The organism is Xanthomonas indica (assembly GCF_040529045.1).
Lineage (GTDB): Bacteria > Pseudomonadota > Gammaproteobacteria > Xanthomonadales > Xanthomonadaceae > Xanthomonas_A > Xanthomonas_A indica.
The window spans coordinates 3475417-3491619 of record NZ_CP131914.1 but is presented as its reverse complement, the minus strand read 5'-3'; the positions used below and the strand labels follow the sequence as shown (position 1 = coordinate 3491619).

The following is a 16203-nucleotide window of genomic DNA, read 5'->3' as shown; positions in this document are numbered from 1 at the left end:
GGATGAAGAAAAGGAAAGTGGGGGCCGCACCGCGGCCGAGGGTCCGATTCTAGTCAGCCTCAGTGTCGCTGGGGATAGCAGCCGCCACCTGCGCCGCATCGTCCACCCCTCGGTCCTGCACGGACAGGCGCGCCGGGTCGAAGGCGCGCAGCGCCGCGGCCAACAGCGCCGGCACCGAACCCGCGCCCGCCAACGCCGCCGGCGGCTGGCCCAGCGTCGCCCAGGCCAGGCGCAGCGCCGGCAGCGGGTCGGCATCGTCCAGCGGCAGCGCCGCGTGCGATTTCGACAGCTTGCGGCCGTCGGCGCCGAGCAGCAGCGGCAGGTGCAGGTAGCGCGGCGTCGGCAGGCCCAGTGCGCGCTGCAGCAGGATCTGCCGCGGTGTGGAGTCGAGCAGGTCGGCGCCGCGCACCACGTCGGTGATGCCTTGCGCGGCATCGTCGACCACCACCGCCAACTGGTAGGCCCAGCAGCCGTCGGCGCGCAGCAGCACCACGTCGCCGACCTCGGCATGGACGTCCTGGGTCAGCCGGCCGCGCAGGGCGTCGTCGAAGGCGACCACGCTGGCCGCGCCGGGCGGCACGCGCAGGCGGATGGCCGGCTGCGGGCGCGGCGCGCTGGCGACGCAGGCATGGTGCACGCCGCCTTGCGCCGCCAGGTCGCTGCGGCTGCAACTGCAGGGGAAGGCGAGGCCGGCCTGCAGCAGTCGCTGCGCCGCGTCGCGGTACACCGGGTCGCGCTCGCTCTGCCGCAGCGCCGGCCCGTCGGCCTCCAGGCCGCAGGCGCGCAGGCTGGCCAGTTGCCGCGCGGCGGCGCCGGGCACGCTGCGCGGGCGGTCCACGTCCTCGATGCGCAGCAACCATTGGCCACCGGCGTGACGCGCGAGCAGCCAGCTGCCGAAGGCGGCGAGCAGGGATCCCAGGTGCAGCGGGCCGGTGGGCGAGGGCGCAAAGCGGCCGCGGTAGGGGGGTGGAGACATGGACAAGCTGAATCCTCGGTCAGGTACGTGCTTGAATTCAAGCGGCCGACACCGCAGATTCGAGCCAATCCCGACCATTTAATCAGTGCGGAGCCCACGCTCACATGTTCAATCGCATCGTCCTGTTCCTCATCACCAACCTGGCGGTGCTGGTCCTGGCCGGCATTGTCATGTCCGTGTTCGGGGTCAACCCGAACCAGATGGGCGGCCTGCTGGTGATGGCCGCGATCTTCGGCTTCGGCGGCTCGCTGGTCTCGCTGCTGCTGTCCAAGTTCATGGCCAAGCGCGCCACCGGCGCGCAGGTCATCACCGAGCCGCGCAACCACACCGAGCGCTGGTTGCTGCAGACCGTCCAGCGCCAGGCGCAGGCCGCCGGCATCGGCATGCCCGAGGTCGCCGTGTATGACGGCCCGGAGATCAACGCTTTCGCCACGGGCGCCAACCGCAACAACGCCCTGGTCGCGGTCTCCACGGGTTTGCTGCAGAACATGACCGAGGACGAGGCCGAGGCGGTGCTGGGCCACGAGATCAGCCATATCGCCAACGGCGACATGGTGACCATGGCGTTGCTGCAGGGTGTGCTCAACACCTTCGTGATCGTGCTGGCGCGTGTGGTCGGCGGCGTGGTCGACAGCTATCTGTCGGGCAGCCGCGACGGCCGCCGCGGCCTGGCCTACTACGCGATCGTGATGGTGCTGGAACTGGTGTTCGGCCTGTTCGCGACCATGATCGCGATGTGGTTCTCGCGCTACCGCGAGTTCCGCGCCGACGCCGGCGGCGCCAGCCTGGCCGGCCGCGGCAAGATGATCGCCGCGCTGCAGCGGCTGGAACTCAACCATGGCCAGAGCACGCTGCCGTCGCAGGTGCAGGCGTTCGGCATCGCCGGCGGCCTGGGGCAGGGCCTGCGCAAGTTGTTCATGAGTCACCCGCCGTTGGCCGAGCGCATCGCCACCCTGCGCGCCGCGCAGGTCAACGCAACTGTGAGCTGATCCACCGTGGGATCGAGACGCCGACCGGCGAAGCCGGTCGGCGCTTTGCGAATCCCCAATCCCCAATCCCCAATCGCGGCCCTCAGGCAAAGTCGAAGGTCATCCCCGGCCCGGCCAGGCCGACGAACTCGCCCTGCACGTAATCGACGCCGGCACTGAACAGCAGGCTCATCGAGGTTGCGTCGGAGACGAACTCGGCGATGGTGCGGATGCTTGCCGACTGCGCGCGTGCGGTGATCTCGCGGATCTTGTCCTGGTGTTCGCGGGTCTGGGTCAGGTCCTGCGTGAAGCCGCGGTCCAGTTTCAGGAACGAGGGCTGGAAGTGCGCCAGCAGCTGGAACGAGTCCAGGCCGGAGCCGAACTGTTCCAGCCCGACCTTGCAGCCCAATGCGGTCGCGTCGGCCAGGAACTGCTGTGCGTTGCGCAGGTGGGTGAACACCTTGGCTTCCGGCGTCTGTAGCCAAAGGCGGTCGCCGGGCACGCCGTGCGTCGCCAGTTCGCGCCGGATCAGGTCGACCATCTGCGTGTCGGCGAAGGCCTCCGGGCTGACCTTGACCAGCAGGCTGGTGGCGTGGCCGGCGCGTTGGCGTTCGCCGATCACGGCGATCGCGCGGGCCACCACCCAGCGGTCGATCTCGGCGGTCAGGCCATGCTCGGCGGCGATGCCGAGGAAGGTCGACGGGCCGATCAACTCGTCGTTGCGCTCCAGGCGCAGGTAGGCCTCGTACAACTCGTGCTGGTCGCCCTGCAGGTTCAGCACCGGCTGGTAGTGCAGCAGGAAGCCATCGCCGGCCAGCGCCTCGCGCAGGTGCTGCACCCAGCGCTGCACGCGCTCTTCCTCGAGCCGGTCGGCCGCGCCGGGATCGAAGATCTTGCAGGCATTGCCGCCGAGTTCGACGGTGGCCTGCACGTTCTCGCTGGCGCGGGCCAGGACCTGGCCGACGCTGGCGATCTTCTCGCCGATCTGCACGCCGCCGATGCTGACGGTGACCGTGGCCGAGCGCTCGCCGACGCTGAACACGTGGCTGGCGTAGGCCTGCAGCAGGCGCTCGGCCAGCGCCGCAGTCCGCGCGTAATCGCCTTCCAGCAGCAGCGCGAAGTTGTGCTCGCCGAAGCGCGCCGCCTGCACGTCGCCGTCGATGGCCGCGGCCAGGTGCTGGGCCAGTGCCGCGACCAGCGTGTCGGCCGAATCCAGGCCGATGTCGGCCAGCAGCCGCGCGTAATGATCCGGCTCGACCAGCAGGAAGCCGTACTGCCCCTCGCCGCGGCCGACCTGGGCCACCGCGGTTTCCAGCGCCAGCATGAAGGTCGGGCGGTTGAGCAGGCCGGTGACCTGGTCGCGCTGGCGCAGGTCCTCGACCTCGCGCGCCAGTTCCGGGTCGAACTCCTCGCGGCGGCGGAACACCACCTGCACGCAGGCCTCGCCCTCGTAGCTGGCGGTGGCGAATTCCATCGTCGCCGGAAAGCTGTCGCCTTCCAGGGTGCGTGCATCCACCTGGTACTGCGCCGGCGGCGGCTCGCCCTTGCCCAGCGACTTCAGCAGTTGCTTGAAGCCTTCCACGTGTTGCGGGGCGACCATGTCCAGCAGCGACACGCCTTCCACGTCGTCGAACGTGTCGAACCCGAACATCTCCAGGTAGGCGTCGTTGGCGCGGATGTGCATGCCTTCGTGGATGTAGGCGATCGGATCGCGCGAGGAAGCGATCAGCGCGTCGCAGCGGCGCTCGGTCTCGCGCATCTGCGCCTCGATCCGGCGCAGCCCGCGCCGCGCCTGCAGGTCGGACCAGGTGGTGCGGACCACCGCCAGCAGGTGCTCGGGGCGCTGCCGCAGCGCGATCGCGCGCGCGCCGCCGGCCACGGCCTCCAGCCATTCTTCCTCGTCGATGCGTTCGGCCAGCACGATGACCGGGATGTCCTTGCCGCTGGCCGCGACCCGCTGCAGCACCTGCGGCAGGGGGATCGACTGGGCCTGCGCGCTGAGCACCAGGTCGATCGGCTGGGCAGCCAGCATCGCCCCCAACTCCTCGGCGTGCTGCGGCCGCGACGGGCGCACGGCGATGCCGCTGTTGCGCAGGCTGCTGACGATCGCCTCGGCGTCTTCGCCGCTGTCGTCGACGATCATCAGGCGGAGCGTGATGTCTTTGCCTGTGTGCATGAAGCCTCCCGGGGACGGGGTTTAATACACGATGCCCGCTGTCGCGTCCATGGATGAGGGGCCGGGATTGGGGATTCGGGATTGGGGATTGGCAAAGGCGGGTTCGCGATGTCTGAAGGTGCGCGTGTTATCTAAGGCCGACCAAGATGAGGGGAGTAGGCCTTGGCGAATCCCCAATCCCGAATCCCCAATCCCGGCGGCGGTCACGCCGCCATGCCAGCCGCATGGCCCGAGGCCCAGGCCCACTGGAAGTTGTAGCCGCCCAGCCAGCCGGTGACGTCGAGCACTTCGCCGACGAAGTACAGGCCGGGCACGCGCCGCGATTCCATGGTCGAGGACGACACCTGGTCGGTGTCCACGCCGCCCAGGGTGACTTCGGCGGTGCGGTAGCCCTCGGTGCCGCTGGCCACCAGCGGCCAGGCGGCGAGCAGTTCGGCGGCGGCGCGCAGTTGCGGCTCGTCCAGTTGGCGTACCGGCTTGTCCGGCAGCCACACCTCGCACAGCCGCTGCGCGAAGCGGCGCGGCAGCGCCTCGCCCAGCACCGTGCGCAGTTCGGCGGCGCCGCGCAGGCGTTTCTGTTCGCGCAGCCAGGCCGCCGCGTCCTGCCCCGGCAGCAGGTCCAGGCGCAGGTCGTCGCCAGGTTGCCAGTACGAGGAGATCTGCAGGATCGCCGGGCCGCTGACCCCGCGGTGGGTGATCAGCATGAAGTTGCGGAAATGCGCGCCGTTGCACCTGGCCTCCACCGGCACCGCCAGGCCCGACAGGTCGTGCAGGCGTTCCTGGTGCTTGCCGCTCAGGGTCAGCGGCACCAGGCCGGCGCGGGTCGGCAGCACCGCGTGGCCGAACTGCCGCGCCAGCCCGTAGCCGAAGCCGCTGGCGCCGAGGCTGGGGATCGACAGGCCACCGGTCGCCACCACCAGCGACTCTGTATGCACCGGGCCATCGTCGGTGTCCAGGCGGAAGCCGTCGCTGCCGCGTTCCACCGCGCGCACGCCGCAGCCGGTACGCACCGTGACTCCGGCCGCGGTGCATTCGTCCACCAGCATGCGCACGATCTGCTTGGAGGAGATGTCGCAGAACAACTGCCCCAGTTCCTTCTCGTGATAGGCGATGCCGTGGCGCTCGACCAGGTCGATGAAGTCGGTGGGGCGGTAGCGGGCCAGCGCCGACTTGCAGAAGTGCGGATTGGCCGACAGGAAGTTGCCCGGCCCGGTGCCGGTGTTGGTGAAGTTGCAGCGGCCGCCGCCGGACATCAGGATCTTCTTGCCGACCTTGTTGGCATGGTCGATCACCCGCACCCGGCGGCCGCGCTGGCCGGCGGCGATCGCGCACATCAGCCCGGCGGCGCCGGCACCGATCACCACGACGTCGGTGCGGAGGGGGGCGGTCCCGGCGTTCATGTCGCGGCTTTGCGCACCGTGGGCACGAACACGACGCTGCCGTTGTCGCCCAGCCATTGCACTTCGCCGTCCTGGATCATCACGTCGAAGCGCATGCTGCGCTGGATCAGCTCGGCCGCGGCGGCGACAGCCTCGCCCGGCAGGTCGATCACCTGCACCTGCTTGAGCTTGCCCAGCGCGGAGGCATTCTTGTCCCACCAGATGTCGGCGGCGCGACCGCCGTAGTTGGCGACCACCACCGAGCGCGCCCGGCCGCAGGCCTTGCGCACCCGCGATTCGTCGGGCTGGCCGACCTCGATCCATTGCTCGATCGCGCCGGTGTAGTCCATCCGCCACAAGTCGGGTTCATCGTCGCTGCTCAGGCCCTTGCCGAACAGCAGGCGCTCCTCGGCATACAGGGCGAAGGTCAGCAGGCGGGCCATCAGCCGCTGGTCGGTTTCGGACGGGTGTTGCGCCAGGGTCAGGGAATGGGCGGCGTAGTAGCCGCGGTCCATATCGGAAATCTGCAGCTCCGCCTTGCGGAGGGTGGCGGTGAGGGCCATGCGGCTACCGGGATCGAAGGGCGCATAGGATACGGCGTGCGGCGGCGCTGACGGCCCGGATCCCGGATGGATGCGTGCATGGAGGTCAGCGGCAGACATGGCGGCGGCGAGCAAGCGGCCCCCGCGGGCGAGGGGCGGAGCGCGATGCGAGGCATCGGCGGTGCCCAACGGGTCAGTCGTCGTTGCCCGGCACAGTGCCGTCTTTGCGCAGTTTTCGCGGATCGGCACGGGGATCGGCCGCGCTAGCGCTAACTTTAGGGTGGGGTTCAGCTTCCTTGTGGTGGATCCCGGTTTGTCTACACAAACATGTCGCTTTTTGATCGCGACCCGCGTATGGTGGCCCCACTGTGTTTGCTAGAGTCACTGTGAATCGTGGCTTGGTGCAGTAGATCTCGCGATCCACTTCATCGTTCCGCTCGCTTTACTAACGCCTGCAACTCAGTCTCGGCCTCGATTTCCGATGGCTGCGATTTCTTCAATTTAATGTTTCAGGAGTTAGCAAATGGCTGAGCGTCAGAACGGTACCGTGAAGTGGTTCAACGATGCCAAGGGTTTTGGCTTCATCACCCCGGAAAGCGGCCCGGACCTGTTCGTGCACTTCCGTGCCATCCAGGGCACCGGCTTCAAGTCGCTGCAGGAAGGCCAGAAGGTGACCTTCGTCGCCGTGCAGGGCCAGAAGGGTATGCAGGCTGACCAGGTGCAGGCCGTCTAAGGACGTCCGCCACCGCAAGGTTGCCAGACGCCGGAAGCGCAAGCTTCCGGCGTTTTTGTTTGGGCGATCGGTTGTCTCGGACGTCTGTCGCGTCGCCTGCGGCGGCACCGTGGCCATGTCGCGGGCGCAGCGGCGATGCGCCTGCATGCGCGGGTTCACACCTGCATCCGGCTACCATGGCCGCCCCCGAGTTCCGGAGCCGTCGCCATGATCACCGTGCATCACCTCAACCAGTCCAGGTCGCAGCGCGTGCTGTGGTTGCTGGAGGAACTGGCGCTGCCGTACCAGGTGGTCAAGTACCAGCGCGATCCCAAGACCATGCTGGCGCCGCCGGAACTGCGCGCCATCCATCCGCTCGGCAAGTCGCCGGTGCTGGTGGACGACGGCCATGTGCTGGCCGAGTCCGGCGCCATCCTCGACTATCTGGTGGATCGCTACGACACCGGCTGCACGCTGTCGCCGGCGCCGCAACCGCTGGATTCACCCGAGCGCCTGCGCTACCGCTACTGGATGCACTATGCCGAGGGCTCGGCGATGCCGCCGCTGCTGATGAGCCTGGTGTTCGGGCGGATCCGCTCGGCGAAGATGCCGTTCTTCGCCCGGCCGATCGCCAAGGCCATCGTCGACAAGGCGATGCGTGGCTTCGTCGGGCCGCAGGTGCGGCTGCACCTGGACTGGATGGAGCGCGAGCTGGCCGAGACCGGCTGGTTCGCCGGCGACCGCTTCACCGCCGCGGACGTGCAGATGAGCTTCCCGGTGCAGGCCGCGGCGGCGCGGATCGGCCTGCAGACGCACCCGAACCTGGCCGGGTTCGTGCAGCGGATCGAGCAGCGTCCCGCCTACCAGCGCGCGCTGCAGCAGGGCGGCCCGTTCGAGTTGCTCGGCAGCGCGGACTGAACTGAGCCTGGCGTGCGTCGGTCGCGGCGCTGGCCGGGTCAGGGCGTGGCGGGACGCGCCGGGCAGGCGCGCACGAAGGCGATGCTGTCGGCCATGACCGGCAGCGCCGTGTCGTCCTTGCGCAGCGCCAGCACCAGGCGCATGTGGCCGACGCCGGGATAGGTCTTCAGCTGCGCCGGCACCCCGACGCGTTGCAGCGCCGCCTGCAGCGATTGGCTGTTGTGCGGCTCCACCACCGTGTCCGCGTCGCCGTGCAGCAGCAGCGCCGGCGGCTCGTCGCCGTCGACGAAGTTCACCGGCTGCGAGCGCCGCTGCTGCGCCGGGTCCTGGCCGAACATGCCGATCAGGTCCGGGTCGGTCAGCGGCAGGAAGTCGTAGGGGCCTGCCAGCCCGACCAGGCCGCACAGCTGCCGCGGCGACAGGCCTTGCGCTTGCAGCCAGTGGCCATCGGTGGCCAGCAGCGCCGCGATGTGCGCGCCAGCGGAGTGGCCCATCAGCACCAGCCGTTGCGGGTCGCCGCCATAGTCGGCGGCATGCCGCTGGCTCCAGGCCACCGCAGTGGCGGCGTCGCGCATGAAGCCGTCTAGGGTCACCTGCGGATACTTGCGGTAGTCCGGCACGATCGCGATCACGCCGTGCCGCGCCAGCGCTTCGCCGGCCCAGCGGTAGCTCTGGCGGTTGCCGGTCTTCCAGGTGCCGCCGTGAAAGAACACCACCACCGGTGCGTGCTGCACCCCCGTGGGGCGGTATACGTCCAGCGCCAGGCCGTGCGCGGCGTCGTAGACGATCCCGCGCTGCTCGCTGAGGCCATGGCGGGAGGAACTGGCGTTGAGGCCACCGAAGAACAGGCTGCTGCAGGCCGACACCAGCAGCGAGGACAGAGCGATCAGGGCGTTGCGGGGCCAGCGGGGCGGAGACGGACGGTCGGACATGGGCGATCCCGGAGAGGAGCGCGGAGCATGCCCGATGGGGATGTCGGCGGCGAGTGGAGGTGGGCGGGGAGTGGGGATTCGGGAGTGGGGATTGGCAGAAGAGTGGCTTCCCGCGCGTGCGCTGTGCCTTGGTGGCCGACCGACCCTCACCCCAACCCCTCTCCCGGGGGGAGAGGGGCTCGGCATACCAGGGAAGATGGGCTCTTGAGGCCGGTGCGCCGCAGGGCGTGCACCGTATGCTCACCTTGTGGTCTTTCCAATGAAGCCTGCGACTTCTAGGCTGTACCCCATGTCCGCCTTGCGTTTCGACAATCGCTTCGTCGCCGAACTGCCTGGCGACCCGGAAGCCGGTCCGCGGCGCCGCGAGGTGCTGGGGGCGCTGTGGTCGCCGGTCGAGCCGACGCCGGTGGCGGCGCCGCGGTTGCTGGCGTATTCGCCGGAGGTAGCGGCCTCGCTCGGGCTGTCCGAGCAGGAGGTGCGGTCGCCGCAGTTCGCCGGGGTGTTCGCCGGCAATGCGCGCTATCCGGGGATGCAGCCCTATGCGGCCAACTACGGCGGCCACCAGTTCGGGCACTGGGCGGGGCAGCTTGGCGACGGCCGCGCGATCTCGCTGGGCGAGGTCCTGGGCGTGGACGGGCGGCGTTGGGAACTGCAGCTCAAGGGCGCCGGGTCCACGCCGTATTCGCGCGGTGCCGATGGCCGTGCGGTGTTGCGTTCCTCGATCCGCGAGTTCCTGTGCAGCGAGGCCATGCACCACTTGGGTGTGCCGACCACGCGTGCGCTGAGCCTGGTCGGCACCGGCGAGACGGTGGTGCGCGACATGTTCTACGACGGCCACCCGCGCGCCGAGCCCGGCGCGGTGGTGTGCCGGGTGGCGCCGTCGTTCGTGCGCTTCGGCAGTTTCGAACTGCCGGCCGCGCGCGGCGACATCGCCTTGCTGCGGCGCCTGGCCGACCTGGTGATCGCACGCGATTTCCCGGAGTTGCAGGGCGGCGGCAGTGCGCGCGACGCGGCCTGGTTCGCCGAGATCTGCGCGCGCACCGCACGCATGGTCGCGCACTGGATGCGGGTCGGCTTCGTGCACGGGGTGATGAACACCGACAACATGTCGATCCTGGGGCTGACCATCGACTACGGCCCCTACGGCTGGATCGACGACTACGATCCGGAGTGGACCCCCAACACCACCGATGCGCAGGGGCGCCGCTACCGCTTCGGCACCCAGCCGCAGGTCGCCTACTGGAACCTGGGCCGGCTGGCGCAGGCGCTGGCGCCGCTGTTCGACGACGTCGCGCCGCTGCACGACGGGCTGGAGCGGTTCCGCGCCGATTACGCGCAGGCCGAGCGCGACAACAGCGCGGCCAAGCTCGGCCTGCAGGACTGCGGCGACGCCGACCTGGCGCTGATGCGCGACCTGCTGGACCTGCTGCAGCAGGGCGAGGTCGACATGACCCTGTGGTTCCGCGGGCTGAGCGCGTTGCCGCTGCAGCCGTGGACGCCGGCGCAGGCGCTGGCGGCGCTGGGCGAGGCGTTCTACGACCCCGCCAAGCGGGCGGCGCAGGCGCCGGCGTTCGAGGCGTGGCTGGCGCGCTATGCGCAGCGGCTGCAGCAGGATCCGTTGCCTGCCGCCGTGCGCGTGGAGAAGATGCGCGCGGCCAATCCGCGCTACGTGCTGCGCAACTACCTGGCGCAGCAGGCGATCGATCGGGCCGAGCAGGGCGACACCGGCGGCATCGACGACCTGCTCGAGGTGATGCGGCATCCCTACGACGAGCAGCCAGGGCGCGAGGCCTTCGCTGCGAAGCGTCCGGACTGGGCGCGCACCCGGGCCGGCTGTTCGATGCTGTCGTGCAGCTCCTGAGCGGGACCGGCGCGTGCGCTCAGGGCGGCGTCGCGCCGCGGTAGCGCCAGGCGGCCAGGAAGGTCGCCACCACTTCCTCCGCCAATGCCTGCTGGGTGGCCGCGTCCGGCGCCTGCCCATTGAGCATCGCGCCGGGGTACGCGTAGCCGAAGGTGGCGCCGATGAAGGCGGTGGCGGCGAGGAAGGGTGTGTCGACCTGCACGTCGCCGCGCGCGTGCAGGGCTTGCAGCAGGGCGCTCAGGCGCTCGCGCAGGCGGCCGGCGCGGCGTTGGTGCAGCGACTGCAACAGGTCCGGCATCTGCGCGCTGGCCTGCACCAGCAGGCGATGCAGGCGCAGGGCGTCGGGCGCGTACAGGTGCGCCGGCACGGTCACCGCGATCTGCCGCAGGGTCGCCGGCAGATCCTGCGCGGTGGCGCTGCCGATGTTCTCGAAGCGCGCCTGCAGTTCCTCGTTCAAGGCCTCGAACACCTGCATCAACAGCTCGGCCTTGCTGGAAAAATGGTTGTACAGGCTCTGCCGAGTCAGCCCGGCCTGGCCGGCGATCTGTTCCAGCGACACCTCCAGCCCATGCTCCAGCAGCAGGGCGCGCGCCGCCGCCAGCAGGCGCGGTCGCGCCAGCGCCGGCCTGCCGCGCGGTCGCGCGGGCGTGGCCGATGCCGACGACGCGGGCGTCGCGGTCGCTGCCTGCTTATTCTTGCCGCGAAGGGTTGTGCCTCCCTTCATGTTTGTTTTTTTGTCTTTGAGTAAATTAAATGATCCTCCTCGTCGTCCCCAGGATCAAGCGCATGCCCGCGCCTCTCGTCCAGCGCCGCTGCGCGTTGCCGTTGCTGCTGTCCGTCGTCGTGCTCGCCTTCGCCGGCTGCAAGGGCGGAGGCAAGGCCCCGACGCCGGCCACGAAGACGGTGGAGGTGGTGACCCTGCAGCCGCAGCGCGTGCCGTTGAGCGTGGAGCTGGCCGGGCGCACCGTCGCGTCGGAAGAATCGGAGGTGCGGCCGCAGGTCAGCGGCATCCTGCGCCAGCGGCTGTTCGAAGAAGGCGCCACGGTGCGCGCCGGGCAGCCGCTCTTCCAGATCGAGCCGACCCTGTACCAGGCCGCGGTCAACCAGGCGCAGGCCAATCTGGCCACCGCCGAGGCCACGCTTGCCGCCGCCACGTTGCGTGCCGAGCGCTACCGCACCCTCGGCAAGACCCAACTGGCCGCGCAGCAGGATGTGGACGATGCGCAGGCTGCCTACAAGCAGGCGCTGGCCAGCCGCGACGCGCAACGCGCGGCGCTGGACACCGCCCGCACGCAGCTGCGCTTCGCCACGGTGCTGGCGCCGATCGGCGGGCGCATCGGCCGCGCGCGGGTGACGCCGGGCGCGCTGGTCACCGCCAACCAGACCGACGCCATCGCCAAGATCCAGCAACTGGATCCGATGAACGTGGACATCACCCAGTCCGGCAACCAGTTCCTGGCGCTGCGCCGGGCGATCGCCGCCGGCGGCGTGCAGCCGGCCAGCACGCAGGTGCGGCTGACCCTGTCCGACGGCACCGAGTACCCGCTGCCGGGCACGCTAGAATTCGCCGACCTCGACGTGGAGGAGACCACCGGCGCGGTGACCCTGCGCGCGCGTTTCCCCAATCCCGATGCGCAACTGCTGCCGGGCATGTACGTGCGCGCGCTGGTCGGGCAGGGCGTGCGCCAGCAGGCCTTGCTGGTGCCGCAGGCCGCAGTGGACCGCACCCCGCGCGGCGAGGCGGTGGCCTGGGTGGTGGGCGCCGACAACGTGGTGCGCCAGCGCGAATTCACCACGTTGCGCGCGGTCGGCGACCGCTGGCTGGTCGGCACTGGCCTGAAGCCCGGCGAGCGGGTGGTGGTCGCGGGCCGGCAAGGCCTCAGCGACGGCGCCAAGGTGACGGTGAAGACCGCCGCCGCGGCCGCGCCTGCCGACAGCCAGGGCTGAGCCGGCATGCTGCCGCGTTTCTTCATCCACCGCCCGATCTTCGCCTGGGTCCTGGCGATCTGCATCATGGCCGCCGGCGCCATCGCCGTGTTCACCTTGCCGATCGAGCAGTACCCGGACATCGCGCCGCCCTCGGTCAACGTCACCGCGACCTACAACGGCGCCTCGGCGCAGACCGTGGAGGACAGCGTCACCCAGGTGATCGAACAGCAGATCAAGGGCATCGACCACCTGCTGTACTTCTCCTCGACCAGTTCCTCGTCCGGCCAGGCGCGGATCAGCATCACCTTCGACCAGGCGGCCAATCCCGACATCGCCCAGGTGCAGGTGCAGAACGCGGTCAACCAGGCGCTCAACCGCCTGCCGCAGGAAGTGCAGCAGCAGGGCGTGACCGTGGCCAAGTCGCAGGGCGACAGCCTGATGGCGGTGGCGATCTACGACCGCACCGACCGCATGGACAACGTCGACATCTCCGACTACCTGGTCAGCACCCTGCAGGACCCGATCAGCCGCATCAACGGCGTCGGCGAGATCAACGTGTTCGGCGCGCAGTACGCGATGCGGGTGTGGCTGGACCCGCACAAGCTCACTGCCTACCAGCTCATGCCGGGCGACGTGCGCAGCGCGATCCTGGCGCAGAACACCCAGGTCACCGCCGGCGAACTCGGCGCGCTGCCCACCGGCGCCGAGCAGGAACTCAATGCCACGGTCACTGCGCAGTCGCGGCTGCAGACCCCCGAGCAGTTCCGGCAGATCATCCTGGCCACGCGCGCCGACGGCTCCAGCGTGCGCCTGGGCGATGTGGCGCGGGTGGAGATCGGCGCGGAGAACTACCAGAACAACGCCACGCTCAACGGCCACCCGGCGTCCGGCTTCTCGGTGACGCTGTCTGCCGGCGCCAATGCGATCGCCACCTCCGACGCGATCCACGCCACCATCGAACGGCTCAAGCCGACCTTCCCGCCGGGCCTGGACGTGGCCTATCCGCGCGACAGCACGCCGTTCGTGCGGATCTCGATCGAGAACGTGGTGCACACCCTGGCCGAGGCGATCGTGCTGGTGGTGGTGGTGATGTTCCTGTTCCTGCAGAACGCCCGCGCCACGCTGATCCCGGCGATCACCGTGCCGGTGGTGCTGCTGGGCACCTTCGGCATCCTCGCCGCGGCCGGTTTCACCATCAACACGCTGACCCTGTTCGCGATGGTGCTGGCGATCGGCCTGCTGGTCGACGACGCCATCGTGGTGGTGGAGAACGTCGAGCGGATCATGCACGAGGAGCATCTGCCGCCGCGCGAGGCCACCGAGCGCTCGATGGGCGAGATCACCGGCGCGCTGATCGGCATCACCGTGGTGCTGGGCGCGGTGTTCCTGCCGATGGCGTTCTTCGGCGGCTCCACCGGCATCATCTACCGGCAGTTCTCCATCACCATCGCCTCGGCCATGGCGCTGTCGGCGCTGGTCGCGCTGACGCTGACCCCGGCGCTGTGCGCGACCCTGCTCAAGCCGGTGGAGCAGGAGCGCAAGCTCGGCCGGTTCTTCCAATGGTTCAACCGCAGCGTCGAGCGTGGCCAGCAGGCCTACCAGCGTCGCCTCGGCACCGTGCTGCAGCGGCCGCGGCGCTGGCTGGCGCTGTACGCGCTGGTGGTGCTGGCGATGGTCGTGCTGTACATGCGCATGCCCACCGGCTTCCTGCCGGTGGAGGACCAGGGCCAGGTGCAGATCCAGTTCACCACCCCGGAAGGCACGCCGTTGGCCAAGACCCAGGCCCTGGGCAAGCGCATCAGCGACTATTTCATGACCCACGAGAAGGCGAACCTGACCGCGATCTTCATGGTGGTGGGCCGCAACAACGCCGGCACCGGGCAGAACGCCGGCCAGGCGTTCGTGGCGCTCACGCCGTGGGGCGAGCGCAACCGCGACAACACCGCGCAGGCCATCATCGACCGCGCCAACGCGCATTTCCGCGATGTCGGCGACGCCAAGATCAGCGTGCTGTCGCCGCCGGCAGTGCGCGGCCTGGGCCAGTCCAGCGGCTTCGAGCTGTGGATCCGCGACAGCGACGGCGCCGGCCGCGCCGCGCTGCTGAAGGCGCAGCAGCAGGTGCTCAAGGCCGCCGGCGACGATCCGCAGCTGACCGCGGTGCGGCTCAACGGCCTGGGCGACAAGGCGCAGCTGCAGGTGGACATCGACCATGCGCAGGCCAGCGCGCTGGGGCTGGCGCAGAGCGACATCAACGCGACCCTGGCCACCGCCTGGGGCGGCAGCTACGTCAACGACTTCATCGACCGCGGCCGGGTCAAGCGCGTGTACGTGCAGGGCGATGCGCCGTACCGCGCGCTGCCGGAGGACATCGCGCAGTGGTACGTGCGCGGCAGCAGCGGGCAGATGGCGCCGTTCGCCAGTTTCGCCAGCACCCACTGGACCCGCGGCCCGCAGCTGCAGCAGCGCTTCAATGGGCTGCCGGCGGCGCAGATCCAGGGCGGCGCGGCGGCCGGCAGCAGTTCCGGCGAGGCGATGCAGCGGATGCAGGCGCTGGTGGCCAAGCAGGAGGGCTTCGACCTGCAGTGGAGCGGGCTGTCCTACCAGGAGCAGTTGTCCAGCAACCAGACGCTGTGGCTGTACACGGCCTCGATCCTGTTCATTTTCCTGTGCCTGGCGGCGTTGTACGAGAGTTGGTCGATCCCGGTGGCGGTGCTGCTGGTGATCCCGCTGGGCGTGGTCGGCACGGTGCTGGCGACCACGCTGGCCGGCTTCGTCAACGACATCTATTTCCAGGTCGGCCTGCTGACCACGATCGGCCTGTCGGCGAAGAACGCGATCCTGATCGTCGAGTTCGCCGAAGCGCGGCAGCGCGCCGGCATGCCGTTGCTCGAGGCGACCCTGGAAGGTGCGCGGCTGCGCCTGCGGCCGATCGTGATGACCTCGCTGGCATTCGTGGCCGGCGTGCTGCCGCTGGCGCTGTCCACCGGCGCCGGCGCCTCCAGCCGCCGCGAGATCGGCGTGTGCGTGATCGGCGGCATGATCACCGGCACCGCGCTGGCGGTGCTGCTGGTGCCGCTGTTCTTCGTATTGGTGCGCCGTCTGTTCCACGGTCCGGCGCGGCAGGACGCGAGCGCTGCGGCGGTGTAGGCCGTAGACCCGCGAGGCGGCCCCGCGACGCGGTGCCGCCTTGCGACTAGACTTTGCGGTTCCCCACGCCATACGACCGCGCGATGAACGATTCCTCCTGTTGCGGCGCGCCCAGCGACGCACCGGCCCACTGGTCCGACCGCATCCGCGATATCGCCGATTTCCCGAAACCGGGCATCGTGTTCAAGGACATCACCCCGCTGCTGGCCGACGGGCCGGATTTCGCCTCTGCCGTGGATGCGCTGGCCCAGCCCTGGCGCGGCACCCCGCTGGACGCGGTGCTGGGCATCGAGGCGCGCGGCTTCATCCTCGGCGCGCCGCTGGCGCACGAACTGCGCACCGGGTTCGTGCCGGTGCGCAAGCCCGGCAAGCTGCCGGCGCAGACCCTGGCCCAGGACTATGGCCTGGAGTACGGCCGCGACCGCATCGAGATCCATGCCGATGCACTGCAGCCGGGCATGCGCGTGCTGCTGGTCGACGACGTCCTCGCCACCGGCGGCACCCTGCTGGCCGCGCTGGCGCTGGCGCAGCGGATGGGCGCCGAGGTGGTCGCGGCGACGGTGCTGGTGGAACTGGCCGGGCTCGGCGCGCGGGCGCGCTGGCCCGCGGACATCCCGCTCACCGCGCCGCTGCGCTACTGACGCCGACGCTGGCGCCGCGCTT

The 16203-nt window shown here is 70.0% G+C and carries 13 protein-coding genes; 7 read left to right on the top strand and 6 right to left on the bottom strand.

Annotation, left to right across the window (positions count from 1 at the left end; genetic code table 11):
• Positions 1 to 49: 49 nt before the first annotated feature.
• Positions 50 to 976: a tRNA glutamyl-Q(34) synthetase GluQRS gene (gene gluQRS / locus Q7W82_RS15155; protein WP_242160759.1), complete on the bottom strand. Its 927-nt coding sequence runs from the start codon at positions 974 to 976 to the stop codon at positions 50 to 52.
• A gap of 104 nt (positions 977 to 1080) precedes the next feature.
• Between gluQRS and htpX the strand changes: the two genes are divergently transcribed.
• The gene (gene htpX, locus Q7W82_RS15150) at positions 1081 to 1965 is read left to right on the top strand and encodes a protease HtpX (RefSeq protein WP_242160758.1); all 885 of its coding nucleotides are present in this window, start codon (positions 1081 to 1083) and stop codon (positions 1963 to 1965) included.
• Between the two features lie 82 nt (positions 1966 to 2047).
• On the opposite strand, the gene Q7W82_RS15145 is transcribed toward htpX, so the two are convergent.
• From Q7W82_RS15145 to Q7W82_RS15135, 3 genes are all read right to left on the bottom strand, one after another.
• Positions 2048 to 4120, bottom strand: coding sequence for an EAL domain-containing protein (locus tag Q7W82_RS15145; protein WP_242160757.1), 2073 nt, complete (start codon positions 4118 to 4120; stop codon positions 2048 to 2050).
• Between the two features lie 203 nt (positions 4121 to 4323).
• The gene (locus Q7W82_RS15140; protein WP_242160756.1) at positions 4324 to 5520 is read right to left on the bottom strand and encodes an NAD(P)/FAD-dependent oxidoreductase; all 1197 of its coding nucleotides are present in this window, start codon (positions 5518 to 5520) and stop codon (positions 4324 to 4326) included.
• The gene (locus Q7W82_RS15135) at positions 5517 to 6062 is read right to left on the bottom strand and encodes a YaeQ family protein (protein WP_242160755.1); all 546 of its coding nucleotides are present in this window, start codon (positions 6060 to 6062) and stop codon (positions 5517 to 5519) included. Before Q7W82_RS15135 ends, Q7W82_RS15140 begins: the two co-directional genes overlap by 4 nt.
• A 502-nt stretch (positions 6063 to 6564) precedes the next feature.
• Between Q7W82_RS15135 and Q7W82_RS15130 the strand changes: the two genes are divergently transcribed.
• Both Q7W82_RS15130 and Q7W82_RS15125 read left to right on the top strand, forming a co-directional pair.
• Entirely contained in the window at positions 6565 to 6774 is a 210-nt protein-coding gene (locus Q7W82_RS15130) for a cold-shock protein (RefSeq protein ID WP_242160754.1), read from the top strand.
• 207 nt (positions 6775 to 6981) lie between these two features.
• On the top strand, positions 6982 to 7671 hold the full coding sequence (locus Q7W82_RS15125) for a glutathione S-transferase (protein ID WP_160945979.1): 690 nt from the start codon (positions 6982 to 6984) through the stop codon (positions 7669 to 7671).
• A gap of 38 nt (positions 7672 to 7709) precedes the next feature.
• Here the strand turns inward: Q7W82_RS15125 and Q7W82_RS15120 are convergent, their stop codons facing one another.
• Entirely contained in the window at positions 7710 to 8603 is an 894-nt protein-coding gene (locus Q7W82_RS15120) for an alpha/beta hydrolase (RefSeq protein ID WP_242160753.1), read from the bottom strand.
• A 289-nt stretch (positions 8604 to 8892) separates the two neighbouring features.
• Between Q7W82_RS15120 and Q7W82_RS15115 the strand changes: the two genes are divergently transcribed.
• Positions 8893 to 10464 carry a protein adenylyltransferase SelO gene (locus Q7W82_RS15115; RefSeq protein ID WP_242160752.1) on the top strand — a complete coding sequence of 524 codons (1572 nt, stop codon included), beginning with the start codon at positions 8893 to 8895 and terminating at the stop codon, positions 10462 to 10464.
• Positions 10465 to 10483: 19 nt separating this feature from the next.
• On the opposite strand, the gene Q7W82_RS15110 is transcribed toward Q7W82_RS15115, so the two are convergent.
• Positions 10484 to 11188: a TetR/AcrR family transcriptional regulator gene (locus tag Q7W82_RS15110; protein ID WP_242160751.1), complete on the bottom strand. Its 705-nt coding sequence runs from the start codon at positions 11186 to 11188 to the stop codon at positions 10484 to 10486.
• Between the two features lie 62 nt (positions 11189 to 11250).
• Here Q7W82_RS15110 and Q7W82_RS15105 point away from each other — a divergent pair, with 62 nt between their 5' ends.
• The 3 genes from Q7W82_RS15105 to Q7W82_RS15095 all read left to right on the top strand — a co-directional run bounded on the left by Q7W82_RS15105 (position 11251) and on the right by Q7W82_RS15095 (position 16181).
• On the top strand, positions 11251 to 12411 hold the full coding sequence (locus Q7W82_RS15105) for an efflux RND transporter periplasmic adaptor subunit (RefSeq protein WP_242160750.1): 1161 nt from the start codon (positions 11251 to 11253) through the stop codon (positions 12409 to 12411).
• 6 nt (positions 12412 to 12417) lie between these two features.
• Positions 12418 to 15540 carry an efflux RND transporter permease subunit gene (locus Q7W82_RS15100; RefSeq protein WP_242160749.1) on the top strand — a complete coding sequence of 1041 codons (3123 nt, stop codon included), beginning with the start codon at positions 12418 to 12420 and terminating at the stop codon, positions 15538 to 15540.
• A gap of 83 nt (positions 15541 to 15623) precedes the next feature.
• Entirely contained in the window at positions 15624 to 16181 is a 558-nt protein-coding gene (locus Q7W82_RS15095; protein ID WP_010340234.1) for an adenine phosphoribosyltransferase, read from the top strand.
• The last annotated feature ends 22 nt before the right edge of the window (positions 16182 to 16203 follow it).

Coding starts and splice junctions, on each gene's coding strand:
- Q7W82_RS15100 (WP_242160749.1), top strand. CDS start 12,418: ATGCTGCCGCGTTTCTTCATCCACCGCCCGATCTTCGCCTGGGTCCTG.
- Q7W82_RS15135 (WP_242160755.1), bottom strand. CDS start 6,062: ATGGCCCTCACCGCCACCCTCCGCAAGGCGGAGCTGCAGATTTCCGAT.
- Q7W82_RS15130 (WP_242160754.1), top strand. CDS start 6,565: ATGGCTGAGCGTCAGAACGGTACCGTGAAGTGGTTCAACGATGCCAAG.
- htpX (WP_242160758.1), top strand. CDS start 1,081: ATGTTCAATCGCATCGTCCTGTTCCTCATCACCAACCTGGCGGTGCTG.
- Q7W82_RS15110 (WP_242160751.1), bottom strand. CDS start 11,188: ATGAAGGGAGGCACAACCCTTCGCGGCAAGAATAAGCAGGCAGCGACC.
- Q7W82_RS15120 (WP_242160753.1), bottom strand. CDS start 8,603: ATGTCCGACCGTCCGTCTCCGCCCCGCTGGCCCCGCAACGCCCTGATC.
- Q7W82_RS15115 (WP_242160752.1), top strand. CDS start 8,893: ATGTCCGCCTTGCGTTTCGACAATCGCTTCGTCGCCGAACTGCCTGGC.
- Q7W82_RS15140 (WP_242160756.1), bottom strand. CDS start 5,520: ATGAACGCCGGGACCGCCCCCCTCCGCACCGACGTCGTGGTGATCGGT.
- Q7W82_RS15145 (WP_242160757.1), bottom strand. CDS start 4,120: ATGCACACAGGCAAAGACATCACGCTCCGCCTGATGATCGTCGACGAC.
- Q7W82_RS15095 (WP_010340234.1), top strand. CDS start 15,624: ATGAACGATTCCTCCTGTTGCGGCGCGCCCAGCGACGCACCGGCCCAC.
- gluQRS (WP_242160759.1), bottom strand. CDS start 976: ATGTCTCCACCCCCCTACCGCGGCCGCTTTGCGCCCTCGCCCACCGGC.
- Q7W82_RS15125 (WP_160945979.1), top strand. CDS start 6,982: ATGATCACCGTGCATCACCTCAACCAGTCCAGGTCGCAGCGCGTGCTG.
- Q7W82_RS15105 (WP_242160750.1), top strand. CDS start 11,251: ATGCCCGCGCCTCTCGTCCAGCGCCGCTGCGCGTTGCCGTTGCTGCTG.